6 protein-coding genes and 1 pseudogene are annotated in these 5541 nt (G+C 65.9%); 2 read left to right on the top strand and 5 right to left on the bottom strand.

The features are described from left to right. The 4 genes and pseudogenes from EOA23_RS30965 to EOA23_RS30950 form a co-directional block, all read right to left on the bottom strand. Window positions 1-346: pseudogene (locus tag EOA23_RS30965) on the bottom strand (aldose 1-epimerase family protein); the annotation flags it as partial. Window positions 347-529: 183 nt separating this feature from the next. Continuing rightward, on the bottom strand, window positions 530-1246 hold the full coding sequence (locus tag EOA23_RS30960; RefSeq protein WP_127306914.1) for a Bax inhibitor-1/YccA family protein: 717 nt from the start codon (window positions 1244-1246) through the stop codon (window positions 530-532). Between the two features lie 17 nt (window positions 1247-1263). Beyond that, window positions 1264-2037, bottom strand: coding sequence for an anti-sigma factor (locus tag EOA23_RS30955; RefSeq protein ID WP_127306913.1), 774 nt, complete (start codon window positions 2035-2037; stop codon window positions 1264-1266). Further along, window positions 2034-2555, bottom strand: a complete 522-nt coding sequence (locus EOA23_RS30950) for a sigma-70 family RNA polymerase sigma factor (protein ID WP_245456484.1) — start codon at window positions 2553-2555, stop codon at window positions 2034-2036. Before EOA23_RS30950 ends, EOA23_RS30955 begins: the two co-directional genes overlap by 4 nt. A gap of 148 nt (window positions 2556-2703) precedes the next feature. Here EOA23_RS30950 and EOA23_RS30945 point away from each other — a divergent pair, with 148 nt between their 5' ends. Beyond that, window positions 2704-3888, top strand: a complete 1185-nt coding sequence (locus EOA23_RS30945) for an amino acid aminotransferase (RefSeq protein WP_127306912.1) — start codon at window positions 2704-2706, stop codon at window positions 3886-3888. Window positions 3889-3968: 80 nt separating this feature from the next. Further along, a complete protein-coding gene (gene mazG / locus EOA23_RS30940; RefSeq protein WP_127306911.1) occupies window positions 3969-4793 on the top strand; it encodes a nucleoside triphosphate pyrophosphohydrolase in 825 nt (274 codons plus the stop codon). Between the two features lie 8 nt (window positions 4794-4801). Here the strand turns inward: mazG and hflX are convergent. Further along, window positions 4802-5541: GTPase HflX (hflX, locus tag EOA23_RS30935; RefSeq protein ID WP_127306910.1), on the bottom strand; the 740-nt coding region annotated here is incomplete at its 5' end.

Below are 5541 nucleotides of genomic sequence, written 5' to 3'. Positions count from 1 at the left end.
GCTCGTAGCCGATGGCGATGCGGAAGGCGAAGGGGTAGTGCGTCCGCGTTTCGGCGTCATCCGACAGCACCAATGTGCAGGAGGTCGGCCCCTTCTCCGCCCAGGCAAAGCGCCGGTCGCGGGCAAAGCCATGCTGCGTCATCGGATAGGTTTGACCACGATGGCGCAGCTGATCGCCCTTCAGCCGGCCGACGATCGGAAACAGGACCGGCGAGTGGCGCCGCCAGGCGGGGCCTGCCTGCCACAGAAGCTCGGTGCCGTCGCCATCGCGTAGCGAGACCAGCTCAGCCCCCTGCCCGACGATGGTCGCCGAGATCCCGTCAGCATGAAGCGTCACCTGTTCCATTGCGTCCTCGCGGCTGGCTGGTTTGGCCGGCAGGCTAGCAAAAGGGCGCGCGTGAACTCAAGCGCGGCAGGCAATCGCACCTTGGCCGCGGATCGTGGATGCCTTGATGAGCGTCGACAAAAATGGCCGGAGGTTTCCCTCCGGCCACGCCGAGGTCAGCAGTGTTGCCTGCTACGGCCCGGGCTATTCGCGCTCGCCGGTGAAATTCAGGAGCAGCTGGAAGATGTTGATGAAGTTCAGATAGAGCGAGAAGGCGCCGAAGACGGCGAGCTTCTGCTGCGATTCGGCATCGAAATTCTCCGCATACTGCTCCTTGATGGTCTGCGTGTCCCAGGCGGTGAGGCCGACGAAGACGGCGATGCCGATCACCGAGATGGCGAATTGCAGCGCGGTCGAGCCGAGGAACAGGTTGACGAGGCTGGCGATCACCACGCCGATCAGGCCCATGATCAGGAAGGACGAGAACTGCGTCAGGTCGCGCCTGGTCGTGTAGCCGTAAAGGCTGGTGGCGCCGAACATCGTGGCGGCGATGAAGAAGGTGCGCGCGATGCTGGTCGAGGTGAAGACCAGGAACACCGAGGCGAGCGACAAGCCCATGACGGCGCAGAAGGCCCAGAACATCGTCTGCGCGCTCGCCGCCGACATGGTCTGCATCTTGAACGAGAAGAGCATGACGAAGGCGAGCGGCGCCAACATCACCACCCATTTCAGCGGGCTGGAGAAGATCGGCACGTAGAGCGCCGGCGTCGAGGCCACGAAGAAGGCGACGAGGCCGGTGACGACGAGACCGAGGCCCATATAGTTGTAGACGCGCAGCATGTGCTTGCGCAGGCCCTCGTCATAGACGGCTCCGGCCTGGACGCCGGTGCCCATTCGGTATCCCAGATTGGGGCTGTTCATTTGGTTCTCCTTGGTTCTCAGTAGAGAGTTCTGGCGAGTTTCTCGGCGGCACGGTCGAGGCTGCCGGCGTCGCCGCGCCCGACCACCGCATAGGCGACCTCGCCGATCTGGAAATAGGCGGTTGAGATGTCGTCGGCGGGCGCGACCGTCGGCTTCACGACGTCGAACGTGCCCGGCCTGATGGCGAACAGCGAGACAAGGCCGAGGTCCTCGGTCTGGACCGCCATCTCGACGCTCGGCCCGAATTGCGAGGGATAGACCTGGACGTCGCGGATCTTCCAGTCGTCGGGCAGCGACGGCATGACGATTGCGGTGGCCGCGCGGATCTCGTCGGCATCATAGCCCGGCGCTTCCCGCTGCGACGGCATTGTCTCGCGCATCAAGGTCGTCCGGTGCGCTCTCACCGCATCCTCGACATAGGCCGGCGGCTGCGTCGAGGCGACCACCTTGGTCACCGCGATTGGCCCAAAGATGCCGTTGGCAAGCCAGCCTGCCGCGACCAGCACGGCCGCCGCCGCGGCGCGCTGCAGCACGGCAAGCATACGCCCCCTGGCAAGGCCCCTTTCCAGCCGCCGCGCCGCTTCGGTCGTGGCCGGACGCGCCGTGCCGACAGGTCCGGCAAGCGCGACGCGCAGTTCGTCGCGCGTCCTCAGGTCCGACATCACGCGCGCCGCCGCTTCCGGGCGCGCGGCGAGGTGCGCCTCGACCTCGATGCGGCGGGCGACATCCAGCTGGTCGTCGACATAGGCGTCGAGATCGGCATCGGTTACGGGGTCGACAATGACGGTCATTGATCGTCTCCCACGATCCTGAGATGCGGCTTGGCTTTCTGCGGCGCGCCCTCCTCCATCTCGCGCAGCGCGGCGCGCGCGCGGCCGATGCGCGACATCAAGGTTCCGAGCGGCACGCCGATGACCTCCGCCGCCTGTTGATAGGACAGCCCCTCGATGGCGACGAGATGGAGCGCGGAGCGCTGTTCCTCGGGGAGCGAAAGAAACGCTTCCCGGACCTGCGACAGGCGCACGGAATGGTCCTGCGAGGCCGGCACGCTCTGGTCGGCGACCAGGCCGGCCTGTTCGATGCGCGCCGTCTCGGAGCGGCGCGAGCGCATGCGGTCGATGAAGATGTTGTGCACGATCGCCAAGAGCCAGGCGCGCAGATTACCGCCCGAGCGAAAGGTTGCGCGCCGCTCATAGGCGCGCACCAGCGCGTCATGGACAAGATCCTCGGCATCAGTGCTGTCGCGCGTCAGCGAGCGCGCGTAACGCCGCAGCGAGCCCAACTGCCCGACAATATCGAAGCGTGCCATCGACCGTTTCATGCCCTGTTTACGGAGCATGTAGGGAATTTAATCCCCTGCCCGGCATTTTCTTTATGCATCGGCGGCGCGCTGAGGAAACCGCTGGCGCGGCGGGATCGATTTGCGTATCACTCCGCCGCCATTGGAGTCCTTTTCGATGTTCGAGACCCTGCAGCCCGCGGCCGCCGACAAGATCCTTGCCCTGATCGGCCTCTACCGCAACGATCCACGTCCGGGCAAAGTCGACCTCGGCGTCGGCGTCTACAAAGACATCGACGGCAAGACGCCGGTGATGCGCGCCGTGCGCGAGGCCGAGAAGCGGCTGCTGGCGAGCCAGGACACCAAGACCTATCTCGGCCTTGCCGGCGACACCGGCTTCAACGCCGCCATGATCAATCTCGCCTTTGGCGAGAAGTCCGACCGTTCGCGCATCCGCGCCGCACAGGCGCCGGGCGGCTCCGGCGCGCTCAGGCTGGTGGCAGAGCTGCTGCAGCGCACGCGTCCCGGCGCGACGGTGTGGCTTTCCGACCCGACCTGGCCAAACCATCCGCCCGTGATGCGCGCCGCCGGCCTTGAGGTTCGCAACTATCCCTATTTCGATGCCGCCTCCGGCGCTGTGCGCTTCGACGAGATGCTGGCAACGCTGAGGACGGCCAACAGCGGCGACGTCGTGCTGCTGCATGGCTGCTGCCACAACCCGACCGGCGCCAATCTCGACGCCGCGCAGTGGGCGAAGGTCGCGGACGTTCTCCTGGAGCGCGGCCTGCTGCCTTTCGTCGACATCGCCTATCAGGGATTTGGCGAGGGCCTGGACGCCGATGCCGCGGGTCTGCGGCTCTTGGCCGACAAGGTGCCGGAGATGGTTGTCGCTTCGAGCTGCTCGAAGAATTTCGCCGTCTATCGCGACCGCGTGGGTGCTGCGATGATCATGGCCAAGGACGGCGCGCAGGCCGATGTGGCGATGAGCCAGATGCTGGCGGCGGCGCGGGCGCTTTATTCGATGCCGCCGGATCATGGCGCCGCGGCGGTGCGCATGGTGCTGGAAGACGCCGGCCTGAGGAAAGACTGGGAGACGGAGCTCGAGGAGATGCGGCTGCGCATGCTGAGGCTCCGCGTCGCCTTCGCCGAAGCGTTGCGCCGGCAGTCCAACTCGGACCGCTTCGATTTCGTCGCCAGCCATCGTGGCATGTTCTCCCGCCTCGGACTGACGGAGGCACAGGTCGAGCGCCTGCGCACCGAGCACGCCGTCTATATGGTCGGCGACAGCCGCATCAACGTGGCCGGCCTGCCCGAGGACGGCATGGACGATCTCGCAAAGGCGATCGTCTCGGTGCTCGACTGAAGCCCGCGACAGCTGTGGACAAGTCACGCCGGCGAGCCGCCGGGATGGCCGACTTGCGGGCCGCGCGCTAGCTTGAGGCCATGAAACCCTCGAAAGACATTTCCCGGCTGATCGAGATCATGGCCGCGTTGCGCGCGCCCAAGACCGGCTGCCCGTGGGATATCGAGCAGAACTTTTCGACCATCGCGCCCTACACGATCGAAGAGGCCTATGAAGTGGCTGATGCGATCGCGCGCGGCGATTTCGACGACCTGCGCGAGGAACTGGGCGATCTGCTGCTGCAGGTCGTCTACCATGCGCAGATGGCCGAGGAGATCGGCGAGTTCGCTTTCGGCGATGTCGTCGAGGCCATCACCACCAAGATGATCCGCCGCCATCCGCACGTCTTCGGCGATGAGAAGGCGCGCAGCGCCGGCATGGCCAAGGGCATGTGGGAGAAGATCAAGGCTGAGGAGAAGGCTGAAAAGCGCAGCGCCCGCATCGCGCGCGGGCTCGATCCGGAGGATCACGGCAAGGGTTTTCTCGACAGCGTTCCGGTGGCGCTTCCTGCCCTGACACGCGCGCTGAAACTGCAGGAGAAGGCAGCGCGCGTCGGCTTCGATTGGAGCGAGGCAGCCCCCATCCTCGACAAGATCGAGGAGGAAATCGGCGAATTGCGCGAAGCGCTCACCACGGGGGATGCCGCGCCGATCAAGGACGAGTTCGGCGACATGTTGTTTGCCATCGTCAATCTCGGCCGCCATCTCAAGCTCGATTCGGAAGCGGCGCTCAACGGCACCAATGAAAAGTTCCGCTCCCGCTTCCACTATGTCGAGCAGGCCCTGGCGGCTTCGGGCGGTTCGCTCGAGAAGGCGACGCTCGACGAGATGGAAGCGCTCTGGCAGCAAGCCAAAAGCGCCAGGTAATCAGCCGGTTAGCTGCCGTTCTTACGATGCAGGCGGCTCTCGATCTCCTGCCGGGCGCTGTGCGTGGCCGTGAGCGAGAGAGTGACGCTGCCGTCCTCATTGTCGGTGCGCGAAACGATGTCGCCATTGCGGTACAGCCAGTCGACCTGGCCGAGCTGGGCCGGGCTCAACGTCACCGTCATCGTTTCCAGCTCGCCCGACACGCGCGTCTCGATGAGCGCCTTCAGCGTGTCCAGTCCCTCGCCGGTCACCGCCGAAATCGCGATCGGCGGCGACTTGCCGCTCGCGCCCTCCGCAAGCAGCCGCTCGCGATTGCCTTCGTCGAGCAGGTCGATCTTGTTCCAGACCTCGATCACGCGGTTCGTGTCGGCGGCGTCGACGCCGAGATCGGCAAGGATGCGTTCGACATCCTCAGCCTGGGCCGCCGTGTCCGGATCGGAGATGTCGCGCAGATGCAGCACCAGATCGGCCTCGACCACCTCTTCCAGCGTCGCCCGGAAGGCGGCCACCAGATGCGTCGGCAGGTCGGAGATGAAGCCGACCGTATCCGACAGGATGATCGGCGTGCCGTGCGGCAGCCGCACGCGCCGCAAGGTGGGGTCGAGCGTGGCGAACAGCATGTCCTCGGCCAGCACCCCTGCCCCGGTCAGCCGGTTGAACAGCGTCGACTTGCCGGCATTGGTGTAGCCGACGATCGCCACCACCGGAAAAGGCACCTTCTTGCGCTTGGCGCGGTGCAGGTCGCGCG

It is taken from the genome of Mesorhizobium sp. M2A.F.Ca.ET.042.01.1.1 (assembly GCF_003997405.1).
Taxonomy (GTDB): Bacteria; Pseudomonadota; Alphaproteobacteria; order Rhizobiales; family Rhizobiaceae; genus Mesorhizobium.
Note: the sequence above shows the minus strand (reverse complement) of the source record. Positions and strands in the feature narration are given on the sequence as shown.

Bases quoted from the DNA above. Each gene is read 5' to 3' on its own strand.
- EOA23_RS30960 (WP_127306914.1), bottom strand. From the start codon at position 1,246: ATGAACAGCCCCAATCTGGGATACCGAATGGGCACCGGCGTCCAGGCC.
- EOA23_RS30955 (WP_127306913.1), bottom strand. From the start codon at position 2,037: ATGACCGTCATTGTCGACCCCGTAACCGATGCCGATCTCGACGCCTAT.
- EOA23_RS30950 (WP_245456484.1), bottom strand. From the start codon at position 2,555: ATGGCACGCTTCGATATTGTCGGGCAGTTGGGCTCGCTGCGGCGTTAC.
- EOA23_RS30945 (WP_127306912.1), top strand. From the start codon at position 2,704: ATGTTCGAGACCCTGCAGCCCGCGGCCGCCGACAAGATCCTTGCCCTG.
- mazG (WP_127306911.1), top strand. From the start codon at position 3,969: ATGAAACCCTCGAAAGACATTTCCCGGCTGATCGAGATCATGGCCGCG.